This is a genomic window from Rathayibacter sp. AY1G1, assembly GCF_002932095.1.
In the GTDB taxonomy this organism is placed as follows: Bacteria; Actinomycetota; Actinomycetes; order Actinomycetales; family Microbacteriaceae; genus Rathayibacter.
Window position 1 is genome coordinate 32957 of sequence record NZ_PSUZ01000012.1, and the last position, 25579, is coordinate 58535.

The following is a 25579-nucleotide window of genomic DNA, read 5'->3' on the forward strand; positions in this document are numbered from 1 at the left end:
ATGGCGCGCACACGCGACACCACCGCCCCCGAGGAGACGACGTCCCCCGAGCCCGAGTTCGAGCCCGGCGAGGGTGACGGCGGCATGTTCGGGGACGGGCCGCCCGCCCGCAAGGCGCAGAACTTCTGGCCCTCGGCCAAGCGCCTCTTCTCGCTGCTCGGCCCCGAGCGCGCTCGGATGGTCCTCGTGGTCGCCCTGGTCTCGCTGTCGGTCGTCCTCACCGTCATCGCGCCCAAGATCCTCGGGCAGGCGATGGACACGATCTTCAACGGCGTGATCGGCTCGCAGCTGCCCGCCGGCGTCCCGCTCGAGCAGATCATCGAGCAGCAGCGCGCCTCGGGCAACGGCACCTTCGCCGACATGCTGGCCAAGACCGACATCGTGCCCGGCGCGGGCATCGACTTCGTGGTCCTCGGCCGCCTGATCATCATCGTGCTGCTGATGTACGTCGTCGCGTCGGTGCTCATGTGGGCACAGGGCTACATCCTCAACGGCCTCGTGATGCGGGTGGTCTTCGACCTCCGCCAGGACATCGAGGCGAAGCTCAACCGCCTCCCGCTGCGCTTCTTCGACACCCGGCAGCGCGGCGACGTGATGTCGCGCGTCACGAACGACGTCGACAACATCCAGACGGCGCTGCAGCAGGCCTTCTCGCAGCTGGTGCAGTCGGTGCTCACCATCATCGGCATCGCCGCGATGATGTTCATCGTCTCGTGGCAGCTCGCGCTGATCGCGCTGATCTCGATCCCGCTCTCGGGCGTGATCGCAGGCGTGATCGGCGCCCGCTCCCAGAAGCTCTTCGCCGCCCAGTGGAAGAACACGGGCGCGCTCAACGGCCACATCGAGGAGACCTTCTCCGGGCTCGAGATCGTCCGCGCCTTCGGCCGCGACCGCGAGATGCTCGAGGAGTTCGACCGCCGCAACGACAGCCTCTACACCGCCTCGTTCGGCGCCCAGTTCGTCTCGGGCATGATCATGCCCGCGATGACCTTCGTCTCCTACCTCTCCTACGTGCTCATCGCCGTGGTCGGCGGCCTGCGGGTCGCCTCCGGTCAGCTGACGCTCGGCGACGCGACCGCGTTCATCCAGTACTCGCGCGAGTTCACCCAGCCGGTGACCCAGCTGGCGAGCATGGCGAACATGCTGCAGTCCGGCGTCGCCTCGGCCGAGCGCACGTTCGAGCTGCTCGACGCCGAGGAGCAGGAGCCGGAGACGGCGACCGCGTCGCTCCCGCAGCGCACCGACGGCCACGTGGAGTTCGAGGGCGTCTCGTTCTCGTACGACCCGGAGCAGCCGCTGATCGAGGACCTGACCTTCTCCGCGCAGCCCGGGCAGACGGTCGCCATCGTCGGTCCGACCGGGGCGGGGAAGACCACGCTGGTCAACCTGGTCATGCGCTTCTACGAGCTCACCGGAGGGCGCATCCTGCTCGACGGCGTCGACATCACGAGCCTCGCGCGCGGCGATCTGCGCTCGCGCGTGGGCATGGTGCTGCAGGACGCGTGGCTCTTCCAGGGCACCATCCGCGAGAACATCCGCTACGGGCGCCTGGACGCGACCGACGAGGAGATCGTCGACGCGGCGAAGGCCACCATGGTCGACCGCTTCGTGCGCCAGCTGCCCGACGGCTACGACACGGTGCTGGACGCCGACGGCGGCAGCGTCTCGGCGGGCGAGCGGCAGCTGATCACGATCGCGCGCGCGTTCCTCGCGAACCCGTCGCTGCTGATCCTCGACGAGGCCACCTCCTCGGTCGACACCCGCACGGAGCTGCTCGTGCAGCACGCGATGAACGCGCTGCGCACCGACCGGACCTCGTTCGTCATCGCGCACCGGCTCTCCACGATCCGCGACGCCGACACCATCCTGGTGATGGAGTCGGGCCGGATCGTCGAGCAGGGCGCGCACGAGGCGCTCCTGAAGCAGCGCGGCGCCTACTACGAGCTCTACATGACGCAGTTCCGCGGAGGAGGCGACGAGGCGGGCGAGCACGCCGCAGCGGGCGCGCTCCCGAGCGGGGGAGGGGTCGCCCCGTAGAGTAGGCGCGTGACCGACGCACGCCAGCAGCTCATCGAGTACATCGGCTCCGACGCCGTCTTCCACGGGGACTTCACCCTCACGAGCGGCAAGAAGGCGTCGTACTACGTCGACCTGCGCCGCGTGAGCCTCGACCACCGGGTCGCGCCGCTGATCGGGCAGGTCATGCTCGACCTCATCGCGCCGCTCGAGCGCGTCGACGCCGTCGGCGGCCTCACCATGGGAGCCGACCCGATCGCCGCCGCGATCCTCCATCAGGGCGCCGCCCGCGGTCTCGCCTACGACGCGTTCGTCGTGCGCAAGGAGCCCAAGGACCACGGCCGCGGCCGGCAGGTCGAGGGCCCCGACCTCGAGGGCAAGCGCGTCGTCGTCGTCGAGGACACGTCCACCACCGGCGGCTCGCCGCTGAAGGCGATCGAGGCCCTGCTGAAGGTCGGCGCCGAGATCGCAGGAGTCGCCGTCGTCGTCGACCGCGCGACCGGTGCCCGCGAGATCATCGAGGACGCCGGCTACCCGTACTTCGCCGCGATCGGTCTGGCCGACCTCGGCCTGAGCTGATGGTCGACGAGGGGGGACGCGGCGGGGGCCCGGGAGGCGGCGAGCACCCGGAGCCGGAGCGCCGCGGGTCCGAGGGCCGCGAGCCGGAGCCTGCCGGATCGGAGGCCTCCGAGCCGGAGCGTGCCGAGCCGGAGCGTGCCGAGCCGGAGCGACCCGAGCCGGAGCGTCCCGTCGGCAGCAGCGAGTGGCTGCTCCAGCAGCTCAGCGGCGGCCGCCTGAAGAGCATCTTCGACTCGCCCCGCCCCGTCCCTCCCGTGGAGGAGTCGCGCGCGGAGCGGACGTCCGGTCCTGCTGAGTCCGCAGCCGACGAGGCCCACGCGTCAGCGGAGGAGCGGAGGGTTGCGAGCGAGTCGGCCTCCTCCGCCGACGCGGCCGGACCGTCGTCGAGCGACCGCGACCGCGACAGCAACAGCGACAGCGACAGCGACAGCAACTCCGACGCGGCGCCGCGCCGTGCCCCTGCCGCTCCGGTCGGCCTGTGGCCGGGGGAGCCCGTGCTGAGCGCGACGCCCGCCGCCGAGGAGGCCGGCGGCGACCTCCCGAAACCCGCGGACGACTCCGCTCGGGTGGAGGAGCAGGACGCCGACGCCGATCGCGGAACGGTCGTGGAGCCGGAGCGCTCCTCCGACCGCGACGGCGTCTCCGCCGAGGGACGGAGCTCTCCGGGCGACGACACGGGAGTCTCCGACACGGGAGCCCGCGCCATGGGAGTGCACGAGACGGGTGCCCGCGAGACGGGTGTCCGCGAGGCGGGTGCCGGTGGGACGACTGCCCGCGACACGAGTGCCTCCGACGCGGACGTGTCCGACGAGGACGCCTTCGACGCGTTCTTCGCCCCCCTCCGCGACGACGACGCCGACGGCTCCGGCTCCGACGCCTCCACCGATGCCGGCCGCACCGAGGTGCACCGCCGCGGGGCGGACTCCGTGCGCCCGGTCCTGCCGCACACCGACCCTCCCGCCGACCTGCCGACCGCCCCCGCCGGACTGCGCAGCGCCCACCGGCCGGACGACGAGCCCGATGCCGGATCCTCGACCGACGTCGACCCGGCGGACCGCTCCGGCGCCCTCTACCCCGCTGACGGACGCCCGGTCGGCGCGACCCCGCCGACTCCGCGCGAGCCGACTCCGCCCGCCGTCTACGAGTGGCCCGACCCGCGCGGGGACTGGGACCAGCCGCCCGTGTGGGAGCAGGTCGTCGCTCCGCAGGACGAGCCCGACGAGGACGGCGGCGACGAGGAGCTGTGGCGCGAGACCGCCGGCGCCTACTCGTGGAACCTCGAGCCGGCCGCCGAGCCCGCCGACCGCGCCGAGCCCGCGCCCTTCCGCACCGCTCCCGCGGCCGCCCACGTCAACGCCGCTCCGCCGCGGAAGCGCCGCTCCGCCCGGTCCCGACCCGAGAGCCGCGAACGCGACTCGGCGACCGCCGCAGCGCCCGCGTGGCGCACGCTCAGCCGACGCCGGCTCCTGATCGGCCTGATCGCGGCGGGTGCGGTGATCCTCCTCGCCGGGCTCTTCGCGATCGGCATCGCCGTCGGGAGCGCCGGCGGCCGAGCAGAGCCGCAGGCCGTCCCGGTCGTCAGCGAGACGCCCACGGCGGAGCCGACCCCCTCGCCCACGCCGACCGCGACCCTCCCGACCGTCGGACCGCTGCCCGTCGGCACCTGGGCCTGGAGCGCGCTCCTCGGCGGCGAGTGCGTCGAGCCCTTCGACTCCGTCTGGGCGGAGGAGTTCACCGTCGTGGACTGCGCGGGGGCCCACTCCGCCCAGCTCGTCGCCACCGCGGAGCTGACCGACGCGGCGTTCCCCGGCCAGGACGCCCTGGCCGTCACCGTCTCCTCGCTCTGCCAGGCGCAGGGCGTCGTGGACGTCGCCGCGGCCGAGACCTACGGCGACGTGCAGGTCGCCGGTGCGTTCCCCGTCACCCAGGAGCAGTGGGACGCGGGCGAGCGCAGCTACTACTGCTTCGTCGACCGGGCGGGCGGCGGCGAGCTGACCGGCTCCCTCGCCGGCACCCCCGCGGCCTGACGCGCGCCGTCCCTCAGGCTTCGGGGGACGCCGCCGGGCACCTGCCCGGTGCACCCGGCCGAGCCGCGGAGCGCCCAGTAGGATCGCTCGTCGTGCAGGAGAACGAGGCGACCCCCGCGACCGGACCCACCGCCTCCGTGGAGCTCACCACGAACGGCGTCGGCCCCTGGCAGGGCGAGCGGCCCGAGGACGACCGCCTCGACCCGGAGCTGCTGGAGCGCGGCGACGCGCGCAACGTGGTCGACCGCTTCCGCTACTGGCGGATGGACGCGATCGTCGCGGAGCTCGACCGCACGCGGCACCCGTTCCACGTCGCGATCGAGAACTGGCAGCACGACATGAACATCGGCTCGATCGTCCGCAGCGCCAATGCGTTCGGCGCGGAGGGCGTCCACATCGTCGGCCGGCGGCGCTGGAACAAGCGCGGCGCGATGGTCACCGACCGCTACCAGCACGTCCAGCACCACGAGACGGTGGCCGACCTCGTGAAGTGGGCCGCGGAGGCGGACGTGCCCCTCCTCGCCGTCGACAACGTCCCCGGCTGCGTTCCGCTCGAGACCTACCGGCTCCCCGAGCGCTGCCTCCTGCTGTTCGGGCAGGAGGGACCCGGCCTCTCGGAGGAGGCGATCGCCGCCTCGGAGGCCGTGCTCGAGATCACGCAGTTCGGCTCGACCCGGTCGATCAACGCCTCGGCGGCGGCAGCCGTCGCGATGCACGCCTGGGTGCTGCAGCACGTCCGCTTCTGACCCCCGCGAGCCGCGGTGCCGTGTCAGGAACCGGCGCCCGGCCCGCTGCCGGGCCGCCGGGACTCAGACCGCCGAATCCGGCGGGAACTCCGACTCCAGCGGCTCCGACGACAGGAGCTCGTGCACCCCGCTCAGCACCTCGTCCGGGCGGAACGGGTAGCGCTCGATCTCGGCCTCGTCGCTGATCCCCGTCAGCACCAGCACGGTGTGCAGGCCCGCCTCGATGCCCGCGACGATGTCGGTGTCCATCCGGTCGCCGATCATCCCGGTGTTCTCGCTGTGCGCGCCGATCTTGTTCATCGCCGAGCGGAACATCATCGGGTTCGGCTTGCCGACGACGTACGGATCCTTGCCCGTCGCCTTCGTGATGAGCGCCGCGATAGCTCCCGTCGCCGGGAGCACGCCCTCGGCGCTCGGCCCCGTCGCATCGGGATTGGTGACGATGAAGCGCGCACCCGCGACGATCAGGCGGATCGCCTTCGTGATCGCCTCGAAGCTGTAATTGCGGGTCTCGCCCACGACCACGTAGTCCGGCGCCGTCTCCGTCATGATGAAGCCCGCCTCGTGCAGCGCGGTGGTGATCCCCGCCTCGCCGATCACGAACGCGCTCCCGCCCGGCTTCTGCGACGCGCAGAAGTCCGCCGTCGCCAGAGCGCTCGTCCAGATCCGCTCCTCCGGCACGTGCAGCCCCGACCCGCGCAGCCGCGCCGCCAGATCCCGCGGCGTGAAGATCGAGTTGTTCGTCAGCACCAGGAACGGCGTGCCCGAATCGGTCCACTCCTGGATCAGCTCGGGCGCGCCGGGGAGCGCCTTGTTCTCGTGCACCAGCACGCCGTCCATGTCCGTGAGCCAGGCCTCGACTTCACTGCGGTTCGTCGCCATGGGTCGATGCTATCGGCGGCACCCCCGCGCACGACGGCGACGACCGGCGAACCGCCCGGCTCCCTCCGCTGACGCCCCTGTGGAGGGACGACCGCCGTGCGCCGGACGGCCGGACCCCGGACCCGCACAGCCGCGAGCGGGATAGCCTGGGAGGCATGAGTGGCGAGAACCTGCTGGGCCCCGAACCGACCCTCCTCCCCGACGAGCCCGCGGTCACCGCGGCCCTCGCGAAGCACGCGAACCCGGGAGCCGTCGAATTCGCCGCCCTCGCCGCCGCCCACCCGCGCTCCCCGCTGGCCTGGGCACTGCTCGCCGACAGCGTCTGGGGCATCGACGCGGCCCTCCCCTCCTACGCCTACGCCCGCGTCGGCTACCACCGCGGTCTGGACCTCCTGCGATCCGCCGGCTGGCGCGGCCAGGGTCCCATCCCGTGGCGCCACGGACCCAACCGCGGTTTCCTCCTCGCCCTCTACGCCCTCCGCCGCGCCGCCGACTCCATCGGCGAGACCGAGGAGGTCACCCGCCTCACCCAGTTCCTCCAGCAGGCCGACCCGATCGCCATCGACGAGATCGAGCGCTATCACGAGGACGCGCTTCCCCCCACTGCCGCCATCGTCATCCTCGGCAACGACTAGGCGGCGCCGGGGACGCGGTCCCGGGGGCGTCGGGCTCGGAGGCCGACCCGGAGGGCTGGAGGCGGAGTCGCGATCCCGTCCACCCGCAGTCCTGCGCATCGTCTCCTGTCGGCGTGCCACCCGCCGGCGAGGATCCGGCGGAAGCCCGACCGCTCAGGTCCTCCTCGTCCCTTCCCCTGGGTAGTGTTCGCTCCTGTGACGCTCTTCTCGGACCTCCCCGTCCTTCCCGTCCTCAGGCGCGCACGCGAGCGCGATCGCCTCGCGTCCGCGGAGGCGGGCTGCTGGGCGTGACACGGTCGGCCGGGGAGGCTCCGGTGAGCCGGTGGCGCCTGCGGGTCGCCGGGACCACGGCGGTCCTCGCCTTTCTGCTCCTGCTCGTCTGCGCCGATCCCTTCGGATCGGACTCCTCGCGGCAGTTCGTCCGGATCGCCCGCTCCCATGATCCGACTGGTCTCGTCCACGCCCTGGGTGGAGAAGGGATCGCAGTCTGCGCTCTCGCCTCACCGGCTGCAGCGGCGGCAGCCGCGCTGGTGGCGGCGAGCAGCCGTCGACCCTTCGTCCCCGCACTCGGAGTGCTCGCGCTGCTCGAGGGGGCGTCGACCGTCGAGATGATCGTCACTCCGCCGTCGGTCGGTGGCGTGCTGTACGGCCTCCTCTCGGTTCTCGCGGGCACGGCGGTCGGGGCGCTGGTCGGCACGATCCTCCGACGAGTCGTCCCGAATCGATCCGCCGCACGCTCACTGCGGATCCTCTGGCGCACGTGGCTCGCCGTCCTCCTCGCCGTCGCACTGCTCGCCGCGGTGGCGGTGCCCCTCTTCGTCCGCCCCGTTCTCGATCCCGTGGGGGGAGCCGATGCGCTCGTGGTGCTGGGTCCTGCTACTGATCGCAGGGTCGGCCGTGCGCTCGCTCTGCTCGAGGAGCACCGGGATGTCACCCTCGTGCTCTCGACTCCGCGCCTGGAGAACGGTTCGTTCGCCCGAGCCGAATGCGATGCCGGCGAGGAGGTCAGAGTCGTCTGCTTCACTCCCTCCCCGTTCACTACGGGCGGTGAGATCTCCGAGCTGAACACGCTCTCCTCGGAGTACGACTGGACCTCGGTGGCACTGATGACCTCCACTCCGCATGTGACCCGGGTCCGCACGATCGCGTCTCGCTGCCTGCGCACACCGTTCTCGGTCGGCTCGGTCGACGAGCCGCGGCGGGTGAGCGAGTGGACTCTGGCGGTGGTCTATCAGGTGCTGGCGTTCGGCAAGCTGCTGATCCTGCAATCCTGTGAGAGCGGCCGCTCGTGAAGAAGGATCCGCCCCTTGGGCCCCCCTTCTAGGGGCGGAACCATGGATCCGCGTCGTCGTTCCAGGAAAACGACAGAGTCTCCTCTGCTTCCCTCCGCGGTCGGGGGGTGCGGCCGTCGACAGCCGATGGCGGGATGATCCGAGCATGAGGAGATGACGACGACTCTCGAAACAGGACCCGGATCCCGCCGCACGTTCCTCCGCTACGGAGGGGCCGCGGCCGCGGCCGCCGTCGTCGCCGCACCCGCCGCGGAAGCCGCGGACGAGACTATACCTGCGACCCGCGTCAACGGAATCCACAACTACCTCGAATTCGCCGGGACCACTGACGAGGACAAGCTCCGCGCCGCGATCGACTATTTCGTCGCCGCTCGCCAAGAGGTCACGTTGACGATCTCGAAGAGCTTCAAGATCACGCGCACCCTCGTGATCGACTCCTCGTACATCTCGCTCGAGTTCACCTGCGGTCCGCTGAATGCGACCGCCATCACCAGCGGTCCTGCTCTCACGGTGATCGGCAGTGCCACGTCCGGCTACCCCAACAACAGGGCGGCGATCACCGGACTCCGTCTGCTGGGGCCGGGAGCGTCCGCGACGGCCAGCACCGGAATCCTGTTCAACACCGACAGCACGACTGCCGCCACCACGCGCGGGCTCGGACTCTGGGGCCTGGAGATCTCGGGCTTCGGGACCGGCGTGTCCTTCGAGAACGATGCGTTCCTGATCAGCTTCTACAACTTCCACATCTTCCGCTGCAGGACGGCCGTTTCCATGCCCGCAGGCAGAGTCAACTACGGCGAGAACATCAAGTTCATCGGCGGTGGTATCGGCACCAGCACCCTCGGCGTCTACAACGCCAACCCGAACGGCGAGCTGCACTTCGTCTCGACGTCGATCGACTTCTGCGTGCAGGCCGTGAAGGTCGACGCGGGTCGGGTGATCCTGCACCAGCCGCATATCGAGATCAACGAGAGCGGCGCGAACTCCACGCTCTCGCAGTTCGTCACCGGGTCGAGTACAGCTGCGCAGATCTCGATCTCAGGCGGACACCTCTTCTTCCATCAGGTCCCGGTGGCCAACTACCTCTTCGAGACCACTGCAGGAGGGTGGGGCGGCGGAATCCAGGTCCATCAACTGTCGATGTTCAATACGCAGATGAAATCGGGATATCTCGCCGGTGGCACTGCGAAGGTCCGTATCAGCCAGCACGTCACCTCGGACGGGAACGGCAGCGGTTCGGGGCAGGGGTCGATTCTGCATTCGAAGGCGGCGAACAAGCTCGTCGACGGGAACTTCTCTCTCGCAGCGCCCGTCGACGCGTTCCTCAACGGCGCCGACGCGACGAGCCGCACCACCAGCCCGTCCATGACGCTGACCACCAGCGGCAACCAGCTGCTGATGACCCGAGTGGCCGGCGGTCCCGGTCCGGCGGTCTCCATCGACGTCCCCGTCACAGCGGGGCTGCTGTACGGCGTCGACTTCACCATCGCGGGATCCACGTCGACGGGCACGATGTACGTGTCCGAATCCTTCGTCGCCGTGACCGGCGTGTCCTCGTCGGGGATCCCGATCGTCGCTCGGAGCAGCGCTCGCCCGGTGTCGAATCTCGACCTCGCCGGCGCGAACGCGCAGGCTCCCTTCCGCAAGACCTATCAGCAGACGACCTGGAACCGGGTCGCTCCTGCGTGGGCGACGCACTTCCGGCTGCGGTTCACCTTCGGATCGGTGACAGCAGGAGTGACTCGCTTCTCGGAGATCGTCATCACCGAACTCTGACGGGGGCGGCGGGTGACGGACCTCGAGAAACCCGACTGGTAGCGTCAGACCATCCCTCGCCGGCCGAGGTCGTCCGCTCCGTCGCCGAAGCGGGCGTGTCGCGGTCCGATCACAGGCCGTGGTGCCCTCTCCCAGGTCGTCTCGTGGTGCCCGGGGCGGTCCGCCGAAGAGACGAACGAAGGAGAAGCACGCGAATGATCCGGGCGCTCTTCTCCGTGAAGGACTTCTCCGGCTCGAGCAACCCCTACATCGAGCTGCTCGTCGGTTCGTTCCCGGCGTCGGTGGAACCGGTCGCGTTCACCTGGCGACGTGCCCTTCTCGGGCGCTACGACGTCTTCCACGTGCACTGGCCGGAGTACCTCTTCCGTGCCCCGCGCGGTCCGCGCCGCTGGCTGAAGTCCGCCCTCGCCTTCGGGCTCATCGCCCGGCTGCTCGCGTCGGGGACGCCGGTCGTCGTGACGATGCACAACCTCCGACCGCACGAATCGGGCAGTGCCGTCGAGACTCTCCTCGCGCGCTGGCTGGACCGGCTCACGGACGTCCGCATCTATCTGAACGAGTCCGACGAGAACGACCTGGACCGGGGAGTCGTCGTCCTGCACGGCGCCTATCCGGAGTCGGCCTCTGTCCCGGGCCCCCGTGAAGCGGGTCGGCGCATCCTGTTCTTCGGGCAGATCCGGCCCTACAAGGGACTCGAGGAGCTGATCGCGGCCTTCAGCGCACTCACCGACGGCGAACTCGTCATCGCCGGCGCGGCCGCTGTCCCCGAGTACGCCGACGAGGTGCGCAGAGCGGTCGGAGCCGACGGTCGCGTCCACCTGCGGCTCGGCCACATCGACGACGCCGAGCTGGACGAGCTCCTGGCAGGCGCGGACCTCGTCACCCTGCCGTACAAGTACCTCTACAACTCCGGAGCCGCGCTGCTCGCCCTCGGCGCGCGGAAGACGATCCTGGTCCCGGCGACCGGATCGACGCGGGCCCTCGCCGCGGAGGTCGGGAGCGGCTGGGTGGAGCTGTTCGACGGCCCCGTGTCGCCGGCGGCGTTGGAGGCGGGCCTCGAGCGAGCGCGCCGGCACGGAGAGAGGGAGCGACCCGACCTGTCCAAGCGCGAGCGTTCCCTCGTGGGAGCGCTGCACGGCGCCGTGTACGAGGCGCTCGTCGCTGCAGGCCGAGGTCGAGGACGAGGCGGGAAGGGGAGGAGAGCGGCGACGCTCGCTCGCCTCCGCGCAGACCCCCGCTTCCTCCGGCATTCCGAGCTGAATCGATGAACGAGCCGCAGGGAGTCGAATGAGGCGTTCAGCGCCGAGCCGCCGTTCACGTACCAGGACTACTTCGAGGGGACAGGACGGACCGGGTCGGAGTACACCCTCTTCGATGATCTCGACTCCGCCGTGGCTCACGCGACGCGGATCCGGCTGCACTCCTAGACGCCCGCTGGCTGCGTGGGATCCGGCGCCCCTGCTGGACGCCTTCCCGATCGACCGCTGGCGGCGCTGAGGACGGGCCGTCAGCGCCGCACTCGGCGCGGTGCCGCCAGCACCGCGTCGAGCAGCTGTGCGAGGTCGGCGGCGCGACGGTGCCAGCCGTACTGCTCCGCGTAGACCGAGCCCTCCCGGTTGGGTCCCGACGCCGCAGCCTCCAGCGCGGACCGCAGCCCGTTCTCTGCGCCCGCAGGGTCGTCGTAGAGCCAGACGCCAGGGGCGGAGCGGGCTCGCAGTGCAGGGGAGGCGGACGAGACGATCCTGAGGCCGGCGGCGAGGTACTCGAAGTACTTCATCGGGCTGCGACCCGCGTTGCCCGGGTCGTCCGAGAGCGGGAGCAGCCCGACGCGGGCGCTCTTCAGCAGCGCGGGCGCCCGGGAGTAGGGCACGGCGCCGAGCAGCTCCACGTTCGCGGGCAGCGTCTCCACGTTCTTCGGGAGCGGACCGGCGAGTCGGAAGGGGACGTCAGGGAACGCCGAGGCGAGCATCCGGACTCCTCCCCAGTCGAAGCGGCGGTCGAGCGCCCCGAGGTAGACGACTCCCGCACGCTCGGCACCGAGACCGTGGAACCGCTCGTACTCGACTCCGTTCTCGAGGACCAGCGTGCGCTCCGGCGCGGCCACTCCCTCGGAGACCGCGCGCAGCACCGGCTCCGACGTGGCGACGAGAGCGTCCGCCCGCTCGAGGAGCTCGATCTCCGCCGCCCGCATCCCCGGTTCGAAATGAGCGTCCGTGGGCCGGTAGACGACACGCTTCGGCTGCAGGAGCTCGAGGAGCGGCACGCCCATCAGGGGCTGGTCGACGATGAGGACATCAGGACGCATCGCCCCACTGGGCGCCCGCCAGGGCCGCAGCGGCACCCGCAGAGACGGCGTCCGCATCCGCGCCGGGAGCGATCCCAGTGGGGCGACGGTGAGCGGTTCGGCGTGCACGACGCCCGCCGCGTCCGTGCGTGGACCTCGCAGCGCAAGACCGAAGCGGGCCCGCACGGTGGCGTCCCGCAGGCGCCCCGCGTGCAGGAGCGAGGACGGCGTCGAGACGTGCGTCACCGTGTTCCCGAGGCGCGAGAGCTCGCGAGCCAGGTGGTGGCTCCCCACTCGGAAGACCCCGACCTCGGCGGTGTGGCTCGCGAAGACGATCTTCACGGGCGCCCGACCGGTCCGGAGGCGTCGACGAGGAGGTCGACGAGTCGTCCTCGCTGCATCCGCAGCGCCGACACGGAGTCTCCGACGCGCCTCCAGTAGTCGGACGGGTCCTCCCGCAGCTCAGCGATCTGGTCGCGGATGAGCGAGAGATCGGCGTCGAAGGCGTTGTGCACGAACCGGTCGATCCCGAGGTCGTCGTAGGCACCCCAGCCCTTCCGCTCGTAGCTCAGATGGACACTCGGAACGCCGCTGCGGATGGTCTGGATGCTGCCGTGCAGCCGGACCGAGACCACGACCGCCGGCCGATCCGCGACCCCGCTGCCGACCGCGTCGCGGAGCAGGCGGAATGGCCCTTCGTGGCCGAGCCGCTCGTAGAACTGCGGATCGTTGTTGCCGCGAGCGGTGGCTTGAGCGAGCAGCTCCGACTCCGGATCGCGCGCGAGGGCGTCGATCCGCGACTCGTAGGCGGCACGTCGCGACCGGCTCGAGGACAGCGCGCGGGCGACGATCCCGACGGGCCCGGGAGCTCCGGCCCGCACGACGGTCCTCGGATCGAACTCGTCGGGGAGGCCCAGAAGGGCCATGTCCGGAGCGCGGTGCACGTTCGCGAGGCCGGACAGCTCCTCGACGGAGCGGTCGTCCCGGGCGAAGACCCCGACGGCGCGGGCCAGTCGCGCCGCGATCACACGGCGGGTCCCGAGATTGAGCGGCCCGATGCTCTGCGGAAGGTAGACGAACGGAACGCGGTCGCCGCGCCGGGGCATCTGGACGAAGTTGGTGCACATCATCTTGACGACTTCGACGGGATTCTTGGTGCGGAGGTAGCCGCCCCCCACGCCGACGACGAGGTCGGACCCGGCGATCGCCCGGGCGTAGCCGGCGCTCCGGCGGCCGGAGAGCAGCGCGACCCCACCGCGTCGCAGCGTCTCGAGGCTGCCGATGCTGCCGGCACGGCCGGTGAGGGGGTGCAGGACACTCTCGTAGAGCTCCTCGTCGAAGCTCGCGGGATCGAGGGCGACGAGCGTGATCTCCGCCATCGGCAGGGCCGAGAGGACCAGCTCCCGCGCCTCCTCGACGAGCAGGCCGTCGCCGGAGTTGGTGGTGCTGTAGGCGTGGACGATCGTGACCCTCACCGCGCGGCCTCCTCGAAGACGCGAGCATGCGCTGCGATGGAGTCCGACCAGTGGAATCGTCGAGCGTTGATCAGACCCCGGCTCCGCAGGTCGTTGCGGAGGGACGGATCGGCGACGATCTCGCGCATGTGATCGGCGATCGCCGTCGCGCCGATGTCGGTGAGCGTCAGCGCCGCGCCGCCCGCCACCTCGGCGAGCGACCCGCGATCGCTGCAGATGACGGGAACGCCGCACGCCATGGCCTCGACGACCGGGAAGCCGAAGCCCTCGTAGGTGGAGGGGAAGCAGAAGGCGAGCGCTCCCCGGAGCAGCGGGACGAGCGCCTCATCCGGTACGCGGCCGAGGTAGCGCACGCCGCGGGTTCCGCGGACCGCCTCGAGGATCGCGTCGCTCTCCCACGCCGGAGCGCCGGACACCAGGAGCGGCACCCCCGTCTCGTCGAAGACCTTCGAGGCGGCTCGGCACAGCTCGATGATGTTCTTGCGGGGGTCGAGGTTGCCCGCGTAGAGGAAGTACGGGCCGTCGATCCCCAGCTCGTCGAGCGCGACGGAGTCCTGGTCGGTGGAGCGGGTGTTGAACGTGTCGTGGTCGATCCCGTGCGGGATGGTGACGATCTTCCCGGCGGCGTCGGGTGCGACAGTCGCGATGTCCCGGGCGGAGGAATCGGAGACCGTGATGATCGTGGTCGAGAGTGCTGCGAGACGCGCGACGCGCAGGCGCCACAACCGGTCGGAGCTCCGGCTGCGCACATCGTCCACGTGGAGTGTCGCCAGCCCGTGGATCGTGCCGACGATCGGGAGGCGGCTCGGAACCAGCGGCCCCGTGTCCGCGGGGAAGTGGAGGACGTCGATCCCGGAGGGGCGGAGCCTCGGCAGCACGAGTCCCTCATAGGCGCCGTAGACGGCGCTGCGGGCTCGGCCCCCCTCGATCGGAGGTCGGGACAGCACGTGCTGCACGCCGTGTCCGGCGAGCCCGCTGTAGACGGTGCGGGCGTATCGGGTGTTGCCGCCGACCTGTCTGTCGAGGACACGGGCGGAGACGAGCACTGTCGTCATGGCTTCCTCCTCCGAGGGGCGGTCGGCAGCAGGCCGAGGTAGAGCCGCTCGAGCATCTGCGACTGGTGCTGCACGGTGTTCAGGGCGAGGGCGTGCTCGGCGGCGGCGACGAGACGGGAACGGGCCGCCGGGTCCTCCAGATCGCCCCAGTACGACGCCACATCGTGGGGGGAGTGCGCGACCAGGGGCAGGCCGAGGCGATCGAAGGCGGGGATGTCCCGCACGACGAGGGCCAGCCCCATGCCGTGCGCCTCCAGAACGGCCATCGGCATCCCCTCCCACTGCGCGCTGTGCAGGTACACGTCGGCATCGCCCAGTCGGCGGAGCGCCTCGTCGCGGCTGAGCCAGCCGGTGACGTGGACGCCGGCCTGGTCGAGGGCGGTGCGGTGACGCCCCTCGCCTCCGCCGATCCACGTCGCGTCGACGGAATGGCCGGCGGCGCGCACGGCCTCCACGGCCTCGGCGAAGAATCGGGGATCCTTGTGCGTCGAGAGCCGACCGGCGCCGACGAGGCGGAGAGGCCTCGGCCCGCCGGGGCGAGTGGCGGGCGGGAGCGAGGCGGGCACCGAGTTGGGGACGTGCACGACCTCCGCCCGGCTGAACGGCCACCGGCTCAGACGGGCCTCGCGAGCTGAGCAGGCGGCGAACACGGTGGTGTTGAAGGCGAGGACGCCCTCGAAGACCCGGAACGCCGCCCGGGCGGGCAGCGGGAGGTCTCGGCGCTCGAAGCCGTAGCAGTGCGGCGTGTAGACGATCGGACGTCGCCGGCCCGCCCGGACCGCGAGGCGCGCGTACGCTCCGCCGAAGCTGGAGTGCGCGTGCACGACAGCGCCCGGCATTCCGGCCAGAACCGTTCGCAGAGCGCGGACTCGGGCGACGTGCCCTGTCGGCAGCGCCGTCACGCCTGCGAACGACGCGAAGGCGCTCTCCGGTACCGGAGAGTCCTCCCGCGGTGAATACACGAGCCTGTGCTGGAAGGCGGGCGTGGCCGCTACGTAGTCGCTGATCGCCGACGCGGTACCTGCGCCGAAGCTCTCCGTCACGTGCACGATCGTGCGCTCGCCTTCGCGCCAGTCCTCAGCGAGTGTGGATCCGCTTGTCAACCGTTCGCGCCCTTCCGGCTTGGCCGAGCCGTGGAAGGCTCCGGTCCCTGTCGATGACCATCGGACAGGATCCCTCACCGACCACGCGGTCCGTCGGCATGACTCCGTGAGCGATCCTATGTGCTCCCGGCCGACGGTATGAGGTCGAAAGGGGACCACCTCCGGGGGACCGGGACCGTGGTTAGTCTGTAGTCCTACAGAGCTGAACGGAGCTGCTGCAGGAGACGATCGATGATCGATCACGTCGGAGATGAGGCGCGCGATGGCTCGAGGGGGCGCTGCGACCGCGACGACGCGAGAGGGCGCGGCGCGTCTGGATGTCGTCCAGCGGCTTCTGTTCCTCGCCATCGTCTTCATGCCGTTCCAGCAGGCGCTCACCATTCAGGTCGGCTCTCCGCTGAAGATCACCGAGATCGCCGTCATCCTGGCCATCGGCTTCTCCGTGATCACCGTCCAGAAGGACCGGTACACGCCGGTGGGACGGGAGATCGTGCTGGGGCTCGGTGCGCTGGTCGTTCTGGCGACGATCTGGGCATTCCTGTTCAAGCAACCCGAGGTTCCAGCCGCCTACGGCTATGACCTGGGCTTCACCAACGACATGATCCTCTACTGCGGATACGCTCTGCTGGCCCTCGCGGTCTGGTGGTACGTCGGCCACCGACTGGGATTCCAGGACATGGAGCGGGCTCTCTCGATCGCCGTCCGCCTCGCTTTCGTCTTCTGCGCGATCCAGCTGGCCCTCCACCTCGCCGGGGTCCCGCTGCCCGCTCTCCTCAACTCGACGATTCAGATGGGGGCGACCTTCGGCGTCAGCCTGCCGAGGAACGGCCCGTTCCTCGAGGGGAACTACCTCGGTTTCTTCGCCGGGATCGCGCTGTTCGCCTGCCTGCGCCGTCGCGACCGCATCGGAATCGCCGCCGCCGTCGCCTGCCTCGTCTACTCGCAGTCGACGTCGGCACTGATCGCGACCGTCTCTGCGGCGGTCCTCACGGCGACGCTCCGCCCCCAGCGGGGAGTGGGAGTGCAGATCTTCAGCGTCGGCGCGCTGGGCGCGGTGATCGTCCTGCTCGTTCCCGCCCTGCAGCGCTTCGTCCTCGCGCAGCTCTCGAAGCTCGGACTGGGCACAGGCGCCGTCGACGTCGGCACCCGCTCGCTGAACGTCCGATCCCAGTCGTCGAGCACGGGCTTCACCATGGCCGCGGACAATCCGCTGTTCGGAGTCGGACCCGGCCGGTTCGGCGTGTGGAGGACCGACTACTCCCAGGCGGTGGCGGGGCTCACCTCGAACGGCGCCTCTCGCGGTCTCGCGAACAACGTCTACGCCCAGCTCGCTGCCGAGACCGGAGTGATCGCCCTGGCCCTCTTCGCCGTCCTCCTCGTGATGCTGATCGTGCGGGGATATCGGCGCAACGGGACGGCACTGGGTCTGGGGGTCTTCCTCGCCGTCGCTCTGGCCTCCGCCCCCGCGTGGACCGCCTTGACCGTGTGGATCGCGCTGGCGTACGCCGCATCGCTCGCCTCCGAGCCGCTGCCGGCGACGACCTCGATCGCCCGGTCCGGCCTCGACTCGGAGCGACGGGCAGCGGCGGTGTCGCGATCCATGGCGGTGCGTCCGGCGCCGTCCACCGGTCGGCACCGGCAGTTGTCGGATCGACGGTGAGCTCCGCACCCGCGACGACCGAGCTCTCCCTCGATGATGCGGTACACCTCGCACACGCCCTCACCGCGCACCTCTCCTCCACGCACGGGCTCCGCGCCCTGTTCATCAAGGGGCCCACCGCCCATGCACAGGGCATCCGCACGAGACGCGTGTCCAGCGATGTCGACGTGCTCGTCCACCCGGCGGACGTCCAGCGCCTCGTCGACCTGCTGGCCGAGCGCGGATGGATCCCCCGGCCCGACCGCCCGGCCCCGCGCGCTTACCCGGTGCACTCCGTGACCCTGTTCCATCCGCAGTGGACCTGCGACATCGACGTGCACGACCGCTACCCCGGATTCTTCGCAGAGCCGGAGGAAGTCCTCGACGTGCTGTGGACGTCGCACCGGACCGTGACGATCGCGCACAGGAGGGTCGCTGTGCCCTCCCCGGTCGCGGGCGCGGTCGTCGTCGCGCTCCACGCGCTGAAGGATCCCCTCCTTGCCCGGAGCACGTCCGAGCTCGAGTCGGTCATCGGGTTCCTCAGGGGCGCGAGCGAATCGGACCGGGAGGCGCTGCTCCTGCTCGTCGAGAGCACCCGCAGCGCCTACCCCCTCCGCCCGGTGCTCCACGCCCTCGGGCTGGACGTGCCGGACGACCTGGCCGTGCACGAGCGCCGGTTGTGGGATCTGCGGGTGGCCGGAACGGGGCGGTCCAGCTATCACTGGGCGCTCGCCTTCGTCGAGGCCACAGGGAAGCGGCGCATCGTGCTGATCGTGTCCGCGCTGACGACCGTGATCGGTCTCACACGCCGGGCGCGCCGGAGGGCTGCGGAGACGGGGATGGTCCGCTTCGATCGGCCGTCGTTGTCAGATCTGCGGGCGTTCCTCGGGCTCGTGCGCTCGCTCGCCGCCGATCGTCGACGCCGTCGCCGAGAGAATGCGACCCACTCGTGACCACCGTCGATCCGGGAGCTCTGGATCACGCCGTGTGGGCGCGATCCGATCAGCTGGCCTTCGTCGAGGACGACGCGCAGGCGGTGCTGCTGAACCTGTTGTCGCCGTTTCCCGTGCCCCTCGTGCTGAAGGGCACGGCGCACGCGATCTGGAGAAGGCTCGAGCATCCGTCCACGACCGTCGAGATCCTCGCGGGGCTCGCCGACGAGTTCGGCGTCCCCCGAGAGGTCCTCGAGGAGGACGTGCTCAGTTTCCTCCTGGAGCTGAGCACAGCAGACGTGGTCCACCGGCTGCCCTCGCGCTGAAGGTGAGACATCGTGCAGCAGTGTGCGCCGTGCGGGGGGTGTGAACGGCGGTCGTGACGGCGGCCTTTCCTCCGTACTGTTCGGGAATGGGAGCATCATCGCGGGATCGAGGACGACGGGCGCTTCTGAGCCTGACGGCGGCAGCGGGCGCGGGCGCCGTGACGGCGGTGGCGACGGCCCCCCCGGCGACAGCGGCCAACGCCTTCCCGGACGCACGGCTGGACGGCTTCCGGGACTCGACCGAGTTCCCGGGAGCGACTGCTGAGCAGCGGCTCCGGGCCGCTCTCGACGCGGCTCACGCCCTCGCGACCGAGTCCTTCCTGGTCGTCTCCGAGCCCGTCGTGCTGACAGCACCCTTGACGATCGACCTCTCGCGTGTGTCGATGGAGTTCGCCGGAGGCGATGTCGATGCGACGGCGGTGTCGGGATCGGCGCTCGTCCTCACCGCCTCCGAGGCCTCCGATGATGCGCCGCACACGCGCGTGAGCCTGCGCGGACTGCGCCTCACGGGTCCCGGCCGAGCGGCTCCTGGATCCGTCGGCCTCGAGCTGTCCTCGGCGACAGGCGTCCGAGGCGCAGGACTGTACGGAGTGGAGATCATCGGATTCGAGACGGGTGTCCGGTTCGGTCCCGGCGCCGAGCATCTGCGCCTCTTCCACGTGGCCGTGGAGGAGTGCGGCACGGGCGTCCTGGTCGCCGGCACTGCCCCTGGGTCGAATCTCGCGATGGTCGGCGGTTCTGTGCGCTCGTGCACGACGGGACTGTCCTCCGCGTCGACCAGTGGCGAGCTGCACACGACGTCGCTGGCCATCAGCGGATGCGATCGCGCGGTCGAGGCTTCAGGGGGTGCCGTCACGCTGCACGCTGCGACCGTCCGCCTGACCCCGGCGAGCACGGTCAGCGCGTTCTCCACCGCTGCGACGACGACGGCCAGGATCAGCATCAACGGCGGCACGGTCTCCGCCGCCGCCCCGCTGGCGGCGGCCACAGTCTTCGAGACGGCTCACAGGAGCTGGGGAGGCGGGATCGTCGTGACGAGCACCTCCTTCCGCAACGTCGCTCCGGCATCGGGCTACCTCGTCGGAGGGACCGGACTCGTCCGGTTGGCGGACGTCTCGATCCTGGACGAGCCCTCCGTCGTGCCGACCTCGGTTCTCGTCCACCGCGCCGCGAACCGGCTCGTCGATGGAGCCTTCGATGTGGGCACGGTCGCGGACGCGTACCTGGACACTCCGGACGCCACCTCTCGGAGTGCGAGCCCGTCGGCCACGCTCGCCGTCGCGTCAGGGCGGCTCCTGGTCCGGAAAACAGGCACCGGACAGACGAGTCTCTCGTTCGATGTGCTCAGCAGACCCGGGCGGGTCTACGCCGCCGACCTCGTCATCGGACAGGCCGCTGCGAACGGGTCGATGATCGTCTCGGAGTCCTTCGTCACCGTCTCCGGTCGTGACGCCCGCGGCATCCCTGTCACCGTCCGCTCGGAGCCCGTCTCCTCGACGACGCAGTCGATGGCGGCGATGGCCGCGGCACTCCCGTTCCGGGTAAGACCCGCGACCGGCGTGGATCGCCAGGCGCCGTCCTGGGCGTCGCATTTCCGCGTGACCGTCGGCCTGAACGACCCCGCCGCGGGAACGGTCGGCATCGACGACGCGGTCGTCACCGAGATGTGAGGACCGGCCGCTCGCGCGGTGGCCCGATGCGTCAGTGGGCGCCGCCTCCGGGGGCGACGACGGCCTGCACGGTTCTCGCGAGCAGCGCGAGGTCCCCGGTGAACGACCAGTTCTCCACGTAGTAGAGATCCAGTCGGATGGCGTCCTCCCAGGAGAGCGTCGACCGCCCGCTGACCTGCCAGAGCCCGGTCATGCCCGGCTTGACGTTGAGGCGCCGGCGCGCGGCCTCGTCGTAGAGCTCGACTTCTCCCGCCACCTGCGGCCGCGGCCCGACGAGCGACATGTCGCCTCTCAGCACGTTGAAGAGCTGAGGGACCTCGTCGATCGAGTACTTGCGCATGAAGCGTCCGATCGGTGTGATGCGAGGGTCGTCGGTGATCTTGAACAGTGGTGTTCCGGACGTTCCCTGAGCGGCGAGCAGCTCGGCGAGCTGATCATGAGCGTTCACCACCATCGAGCGGAACTTGATCATGCCGAAGGGCTTGCCGTTGATGCCGATCCGCGTCTGGCGATAGAACAGGGGCCCCGAGCTCGTCAGCTTGACGGCCAGTGCGACCGAGGCGATGAGAGGCATCAGCACGGCGATGAGGCTCAGCGATCCGACGATGTCGAGGGCACGCTTGCGGGCCTGCTTGCTGCCCTCGAATCGAGGTGTCTCGATGTGCACGAGAGGAAGGCCCGCCACCGGGCGCATGTGGATCCTCGGTCCGCTGATGTCGGTGAGGCTCGGCGCCATGACCAGGTGCTGGCGCCTCGGCTCGAGACTCCAGCTCAACTGTCGGATCTGCTCGGGTGGCAGGTGGTCGCTGCTCGTGATGATGACGGTATCGGCGCCGGTCCGGTTCAGGATGCCCGGCACCGCATCCACCGTGATGTTCTCGAAGACAGGCACCCCCCACCCGCTCACCCGATCGCTGGCCAGATCCTCGGGGATGCACACGCCGACAACGAGATACCCGGCCCCGGTGGCGCGGACGAGCTCGCGGTAGATGTGCTCGACGCTCCGTGGCGAGCCGACGAGGACGACGGAGGAGGAGTACCGGCCCGCGCTCCGCTGCTGCCGCAGCCACACCCTCCAGGCTCCGCGTCCGAGCCAGAGCAGGACGAGGCCGAGCGGGAGCGCGGTGATGATGTACCCGCGGGCGAAGCCGATCTGGCCGAGGTAGGCGACGCACGTGATCACGGCGAACAGCAGGAGCGTCGCATCGAGGATGCGCTTGTACTCCGTCACCTCTCCGCCGAGGACACGGTCTTCGCGTGTGGCGTAGAACTTCAACAGGGCGGCCCACAGCACCACGATCATCGAGGAGACGATCCAGTAGTTCGCGAGCAGGCCCGCGATCTCCGGCTGATGGCCGGCCACGAACAATTCTCGGCTCTCCACTCCGAACCAGAAGAACTGACTGCTGAAGACCGAGAACACGATGACGAGGACATCGGTGATGACGAGTTTTCTGGCCACTGCTCGGGACCAGGAGCTCCGGCCCTTCTCGGAGGAAGAGCTCTTCGTGGAAGTGGGTGTTTGCAGTTTCACCGTGTGAGCCCTGTCTGCGACTGACCGCTGTTCTCTCGCATAAGCGACCTGCCCTCAGCGTAGTGGTCGGGCGTCGTGCTCCTCCGTCCTGAGCGAAGCTCCGCGCAAAGGCCCCTCCTAGGGGATGCTCTCGGCTATTCCGACTATTCCCCGACGATGAGGACGCGCTCGGACCTCCGTTGTGCGCCGTCGACGACCGCTCGGACGTCGGCGGCGGAGACGTCCCGAGCACGGGGAGTCGAGGTGGTTCGGCGGGTCGGATCCGTCGGGCGGCTCAGGTCTCTCGGCTCGCGCGGTCGGCGCTCGTGCGTCCGGTGCTGATGCGGTGTCGCGGCGTCCCGCCGCTGTCGATGGGGCGTGACGCGCAACGGCAGGAGAAGACTCGGGAGAGGCGCCGCGAGAGCTCGCGAGGGGAGACCGGCGGACGATCGTCGGGCACCGACGGCGGGCACGTCGTCGCCGGCAGGGACGAGCAGGACGCTTCCGCTGCCGGAAACGACGACGGCACACTCGTGCTCATCGAGACGGACAGGTGCTGCGCCGGAGTGCTCCTGGGCGTGGAGCCGAGATCGGCGCATGCGTCTGCGGTCATCGGCTCCGGCCACGGCCGCGGCCAGGCGCCCGTGGTCGGGCGCTCCGGGGGCGAGTGCCTCGCCGGCGGACGATCCTGCCTCGACGGGGAGCTGCTCGGAGCCGATGACGAGCCGTGTCACGGCTTCCCGGGGCGCTTCCGCTCTCCGTTCAGGACGTCGCGGATCGCTCGGGTCGTGTCGGGTTCGGGCCGGTGAGCGCGACCGGGGATCGAGGCCCTGTCCCCGTCCGCCCGAGCCGGTCGTCCTGTGAGCGAGGCATCCGCTCGCACGAGCGGGTCCGGTGACGTCCTCCCTCGGTGATCGAGGGGAGGACGTCACCGGACCCGCGAGTCCTGCTCGGGGGGCGCGCCGTCGTCAGGGCGCCCCCTGGTGATCAGCTCAGCCGCAGAGTGCCGCGCCTGCCACGTAGAACGCGCGGATGCCGATGTTCGGCGTCGAGGCCGACGCCACGCTGGTGACGTTCGTGATCGTGACGACGGGGCTGCCGGTGCTGTTGCTGTCCCACGTCCCGGGGTTGCTCAACGGGGTGCGGTAGTACTGGTTGTTGTCACCGATCACGTTGATCCAGTTGCCGCCGATCTCGACTCCGAGGTCCTTCGCCGTGCGTCCGGCCGGAAGTGCGGTGAGCTGGGTGCCGTCCTGGTCGAACACAGCGGCCGTCGTCGCGAAGATGCGACGCGTCGCGCCGAAGACCTGGGTGTCGGCGGCGACCTGACGCAGCCCGGTGACTGTGGCGAGGACCTGCGTCCACGGCGACCAAGACGCTCCGGCCTCGATGGTCTTCGTCGCCTCCCATGCCGTCCCGTCGGTCGCGACGAGCGACACCCGCCACAGGCTGTCGTCGCTGAACGACACGGCGATGTCGAGGACAGTGCGGCCTCCGGGCGCGGCCGCGAGCGCGACGCCGTCCCAGTCGTACACCGTGCTGCCGCTGGCCGAGAACAGGCGGGCTCCGCGGTCGCCGCCGGCGATGATCAGACCGTCATCCGCCGCGATGCTGGTCATGCCGATGCGGATGGGGGTCGTCGTGTCCCACTCGTAGAAGCCGCCGGAGGGGGCGGTGTGCGAGTAGACGTCGCCGTCCTGGGAGACGACGTAGCTCAGGTAGGTCGCAGACGCAGCCGTGTCACCGACGCCGGTCCACGCGACTGCGAAATCGACCACAGTGGTGACAGCTTCCGGCATCTCGGACTCGACATTGTTGCGACGTCCGCGGAAGGTCGAGGTGCGGGTGCCGCTGGTGCCGTTCACGATCGCTGCGGTGGTCGCATCGGCCACGGGAACGGTCGGCTGGGCCGGATTCACCACGCCTGCTGTCGTGGCCGTGATGGTGCCCGTCTGGCTGACTCCGGCGGTGGCGAAACGCAGACCGTTGAAGCCCTCCAGGAGGAGGCTTCCGCCGGCACCCGTGAACAGCGTGCGAGGTGTGGCCGTGCCGTCGTACCAGCGCAGCGCGGTCGGCAGAGTCACCGTCACCGCGATGCCTGCGGCGGCCGGAACTCCGGAATCGCTCACCTGGAGGTAGGCGTTGAACGGGTTGCAGCTGCTCGTCGTGTAGGAAGTAGTGGCATCGCCACCCTCCTGGTCGACGAAAGCGACCGTGCGCACGGTCACCGGGGCCGATGCGGCGGCGAGCGGCGCACCGATCGCCGCGACGACGACGGGAGTGGTCCATGCGGCCGCCTGCAGGACGGTCCGGCGGCCGGGAACCGCATTGCGAGCCGGAACGGGCGAATCAGAAGGGGACGTGTTCGACATAATATGCCTCTCTGGTTGGACGAATGGCCTGCGGATCTTCAACGAACGACCTGAGCCGTAGACGGCAGACGTTCCCTCGGAAGATCCACTGCTCATGTCGCAGCGTCCCGAGAGTTTTTCCGCGACGATTGATTTCGCGAGAGGGCTGTCCTTCCCGCGGCAGGCCTGAGACTACTGCACACCAAGTAATTCCACGCAACGGGGTTCGACGATCTCGAGACAGATGAGAGAGGCTCCGAAACGGCGGCGGAACGACTATCCGCCTCACTCCGAGGTCGCCCTGTTCTGCCGCAAGAGAGATGATTGATCGACAGGTGAGGCGCAGAGCCGTCTCCCGCTTGTGTTCCTTCTCTCTCCTGGCGGATCGATCGGGCCGTGAGTCCGGCCGGATGAGGCGCTCCGGTGTCGGCTGCCCGGATGCGTCTCCCCGCTCGCTTTCCCGCCCGAGGAACCCCTACAAGGCCGATCGGAGGATGGCCTCTACGGCCTTCGTGATTCCGTCACCAGGCGCGCACGGGCAGGACCGCCTCCCGAGGGCGTCCTCCTCGTTCAGGTGCAGCGTCTCCGTCGGCTGCACGGCCTCGTCGTGATCCGACTGATCGGCCTCACCTCGGCCGGGCGCGGGCTCGTTCGCGGATCCCCGGCGGCGAGAGGAGGATCGCCGGCGCATCCGCAGTCGCTCATCGACCCATCAGGACGTCCGCTCCGTTCCGGCTCCTCCGACGCTGCCGTCGCGTCGTCCGACCTCGGCGCCGGAGCGGCGGCGACGGGCGCCGCTCCGATGGGACTCGGGTCGGGTCCGGTGAGCGGGCGCGTTCCGCCTCCGGCGCAGTCGGGTGCGGGAGGATGATCGGATGGACGACACGGCGGTACGGCGGCTCCTCGAGGGGCTCGCGGGGGCGGAGGCGAGCTTCCCGTTCGGCCCGGGCACGCGGGTGTGGAAGGTCGCCGGGAAGGTCTTCGCGCTCGAGTCGGAGCGCTTCGAGCGCCCCGTCGTGAGCGTCAATGCGCTGCCCGAGAACGTGGTGCACCTCGTCGCGGGGGTCGAGGGCATCGAGCCCGGGTACCACCTGAACAAGAAGCACTGGGTGACCGTCGATGCGGGCGGGGCGGTGGAGTCCGGGCTGGTGCTGGAGCTGATCGAGGAGTCCCACGCGATCGTCGTCGCCGGACTGCCCAAGCGGCTCCGGCTCGCCCTCGGCGGCACCGCCGCCGGCTCGCTGAACGAGGACCGCTGAACGACGCCCGCCCGGCGCC

At 70.5% G+C, this 25579-nt stretch carries 20 protein-coding genes; 13 read left to right on the plus strand and 7 right to left on the minus strand.

What is annotated here, in order from left to right:
- The 4 genes from C5C36_RS08355 to C5C36_RS08370 all read left to right on the plus strand — a co-directional run bounded on the left by C5C36_RS08355 (nucleotide 1) and on the right by C5C36_RS08370 (nucleotide 5368).
- Nucleotides 1-2037 (plus strand): ABC transporter ATP-binding protein, encoded by a 2037-nt coding sequence (locus C5C36_RS08355; protein ID WP_104273943.1) that lies wholly within the window; start codon nucleotides 1-3, stop codon nucleotides 2035-2037.
- Between the two features lie 9 nt (nucleotides 2038-2046).
- Nucleotides 2047-2595 (plus strand): orotate phosphoribosyltransferase, encoded by a 549-nt coding sequence (gene pyrE / locus C5C36_RS08360; protein ID WP_104225724.1) that lies wholly within the window; start codon nucleotides 2047-2049, stop codon nucleotides 2593-2595.
- Entirely contained in the window at nucleotides 2595-4622 is a 2028-nt protein-coding gene (locus C5C36_RS08365; RefSeq protein WP_104309567.1) for a septum formation family protein, read from the plus strand. Before pyrE ends, C5C36_RS08365 begins: the two co-directional genes overlap by 1 nt.
- Nucleotides 4623-4714: 92 nt before the next feature.
- Nucleotides 4715-5368 (plus strand): TrmH family RNA methyltransferase, encoded by a 654-nt coding sequence (locus tag C5C36_RS08370; protein WP_104297344.1) that lies wholly within the window; start codon nucleotides 4715-4717, stop codon nucleotides 5366-5368.
- A gap of 63 nt (nucleotides 5369-5431) precedes the next feature.
- Here the strand turns inward: C5C36_RS08370 and C5C36_RS08375 are convergent, their stop codons facing one another.
- A complete protein-coding gene (locus C5C36_RS08375) occupies nucleotides 5432-6250 on the minus strand; it encodes an HAD-IIA family hydrolase (protein ID WP_104225721.1) in 819 nt (272 codons plus the stop codon).
- Between the two features lie 155 nt (nucleotides 6251-6405).
- On the opposite strand from C5C36_RS08375, the gene C5C36_RS08380 reads away from it, so the two are divergent.
- The 4 genes from C5C36_RS08380 (at nucleotide 6406) to C5C36_RS08395 (ending at nucleotide 11221) form a co-directional block, all read left to right on the plus strand.
- Nucleotides 6406-6885 (plus strand): DUF3151 domain-containing protein, encoded by a 480-nt coding sequence (locus C5C36_RS08380; RefSeq protein ID WP_104225720.1) that lies wholly within the window; start codon nucleotides 6406-6408, stop codon nucleotides 6883-6885.
- Between the two features lie 314 nt (nucleotides 6886-7199).
- Nucleotides 7200-8177 (plus strand): ElyC/SanA/YdcF family protein, encoded by a 978-nt coding sequence (locus C5C36_RS08385; RefSeq protein WP_104222799.1) that lies wholly within the window; start codon nucleotides 7200-7202, stop codon nucleotides 8175-8177.
- A gap of 153 nt (nucleotides 8178-8330) precedes the next feature.
- Nucleotides 8331-9953, plus strand: coding sequence for a twin-arginine translocation signal domain-containing protein (locus C5C36_RS08390; RefSeq protein WP_104222798.1), 1623 nt, complete (start codon nucleotides 8331-8333; stop codon nucleotides 9951-9953).
- Between the two features lie 194 nt (nucleotides 9954-10147).
- Nucleotides 10148-11221, plus strand: coding sequence for a glycosyltransferase (locus C5C36_RS08395; RefSeq protein ID WP_104222797.1), 1074 nt, complete (start codon nucleotides 10148-10150; stop codon nucleotides 11219-11221).
- 239 nt (nucleotides 11222-11460) lie between these two features.
- Here the strand turns inward: C5C36_RS08395 and C5C36_RS08400 are convergent, their stop codons facing one another.
- The 4 genes from C5C36_RS08400 to C5C36_RS08415 are packed head-to-tail and all read right to left on the minus strand — an operon-like array spanning nucleotide 11461 to nucleotide 16251.
- Entirely contained in the window at nucleotides 11461-12579 is a 1119-nt protein-coding gene (locus C5C36_RS08400) for a glycosyltransferase (protein WP_104262618.1), read from the minus strand.
- A complete protein-coding gene (locus tag C5C36_RS08405) occupies nucleotides 12576-13712 on the minus strand; it encodes a polysaccharide pyruvyl transferase family protein (protein WP_181133794.1) in 1137 nt (378 codons plus the stop codon). Before C5C36_RS08405 ends, C5C36_RS08400 begins: the two co-directional genes overlap by 4 nt.
- Entirely contained in the window at nucleotides 13709-14767 is a 1059-nt protein-coding gene (locus tag C5C36_RS08410; RefSeq protein WP_104225715.1) for a glycosyltransferase family 1 protein, read from the minus strand. Before C5C36_RS08410 ends, C5C36_RS08405 begins: the two co-directional genes overlap by 4 nt.
- The gene (locus C5C36_RS08415; RefSeq protein ID WP_104260968.1) at nucleotides 14764-16251 is read right to left on the minus strand and encodes a glycosyltransferase family 4 protein; all 1488 of its coding nucleotides are present in this window, start codon (nucleotides 16249-16251) and stop codon (nucleotides 14764-14766) included. The genes C5C36_RS08410 and C5C36_RS08415 overlap by 4 nt, the downstream gene beginning before the upstream one ends.
- Between C5C36_RS08415 and C5C36_RS08420 the strand changes: the two genes are divergently transcribed.
- From C5C36_RS08420 to C5C36_RS08435, 4 genes are all read left to right on the plus strand, one after another.
- Nucleotides 16133-17530, plus strand: coding sequence for an O-antigen ligase (locus tag C5C36_RS08420; protein ID WP_181065640.1), 1398 nt, complete (start codon nucleotides 16133-16135; stop codon nucleotides 17528-17530). The genes C5C36_RS08415 and C5C36_RS08420 overlap by 119 nt on opposite strands.
- Complete coding sequence (locus C5C36_RS17575; protein ID WP_181027180.1) at nucleotides 17527-18462, plus strand: nucleotidyltransferase family protein; 936 nt, start codon at nucleotides 17527-17529, stop codon at nucleotides 18460-18462. The genes C5C36_RS08420 and C5C36_RS17575 overlap by 4 nt, the downstream gene beginning before the upstream one ends.
- The gene (locus C5C36_RS17580; protein WP_181027179.1) at nucleotides 18459-18767 is read left to right on the plus strand and encodes a PqqD family protein; all 309 of its coding nucleotides are present in this window, start codon (nucleotides 18459-18461) and stop codon (nucleotides 18765-18767) included. Before C5C36_RS17575 ends, C5C36_RS17580 begins: the two co-directional genes overlap by 4 nt.
- 167 nt (nucleotides 18768-18934) lie before the next feature.
- A complete protein-coding gene (locus C5C36_RS08435) occupies nucleotides 18935-20437 on the plus strand; it encodes a hypothetical protein (RefSeq protein WP_146076940.1) in 1503 nt (500 codons plus the stop codon).
- Between the two features lie 31 nt (nucleotides 20438-20468).
- Here the strand turns inward: C5C36_RS08435 and C5C36_RS08440 are convergent, their stop codons facing one another.
- Complete coding sequence (locus tag C5C36_RS08440; protein WP_258063295.1) at nucleotides 20469-21899, minus strand: sugar transferase; 1431 nt, start codon at nucleotides 21897-21899, stop codon at nucleotides 20469-20471.
- Nucleotides 21900-22942: 1043 nt separating this feature from the next.
- The gene (locus C5C36_RS08450) at nucleotides 22943-24322 is read right to left on the minus strand and encodes a hypothetical protein (protein ID WP_146078822.1); all 1380 of its coding nucleotides are present in this window, start codon (nucleotides 24320-24322) and stop codon (nucleotides 22943-22945) included.
- A gap of 854 nt (nucleotides 24323-25176) precedes the next feature.
- Here C5C36_RS08450 and C5C36_RS08455 point away from each other — a divergent pair.
- On the plus strand, nucleotides 25177-25560 hold the full coding sequence (locus C5C36_RS08455) for an MmcQ/YjbR family DNA-binding protein (RefSeq protein ID WP_104309569.1): 384 nt from the start codon (nucleotides 25177-25179) through the stop codon (nucleotides 25558-25560).
- Nucleotides 25561-25579: the final 19 nt, after the last annotated feature.

Excerpts from the sequence above, each read along its gene's own strand:
- C5C36_RS08355 (WP_104273943.1), top strand. The coding sequence starts at position 1 with ATGGCGCGCACACGCGACACCACCGCCCCCGAGGAGACGACGTCCCCC.
- C5C36_RS08365 (WP_104309567.1), top strand. The coding sequence starts at position 2,595 with ATGGTCGACGAGGGGGGACGCGGCGGGGGCCCGGGAGGCGGCGAGCAC.
- C5C36_RS08375 (WP_104225721.1), bottom strand. The coding sequence starts at position 6,250 with ATGGCGACGAACCGCAGTGAAGTCGAGGCCTGGCTCACGGACATGGAC.
- C5C36_RS08380 (WP_104225720.1), top strand. The coding sequence starts at position 6,406 with ATGAGTGGCGAGAACCTGCTGGGCCCCGAACCGACCCTCCTCCCCGAC.
- C5C36_RS08390 (WP_104222798.1), top strand. The coding sequence starts at position 8,331 with ATGACGACGACTCTCGAAACAGGACCCGGATCCCGCCGCACGTTCCTC.
- C5C36_RS08395 (WP_104222797.1), top strand. The coding sequence starts at position 10,148 with ATGATCCGGGCGCTCTTCTCCGTGAAGGACTTCTCCGGCTCGAGCAAC.
- C5C36_RS08410 (WP_104225715.1), bottom strand. The coding sequence starts at position 14,767 with ATGACGACAGTGCTCGTCTCCGCCCGTGTCCTCGACAGACAGGTCGGC.
- C5C36_RS08420 (WP_181065640.1), top strand. The coding sequence starts at position 16,133 with ATGGCTCGAGGGGGCGCTGCGACCGCGACGACGCGAGAGGGCGCGGCG.
- C5C36_RS08415 (WP_104260968.1), bottom strand. The coding sequence starts at position 16,251 with ATGGTGAGCGCCTGCTGGAACGGCATGAAGACGATGGCGAGGAACAGA.
- C5C36_RS08450 (WP_146078822.1), bottom strand. The coding sequence starts at position 24,322 with ATGTCGAACACGTCCCCTTCTGATTCGCCCGTTCCGGCTCGCAATGCG.
- C5C36_RS08455 (WP_104309569.1), top strand. The coding sequence starts at position 25,177 with ATGGACGACACGGCGGTACGGCGGCTCCTCGAGGGGCTCGCGGGGGCG.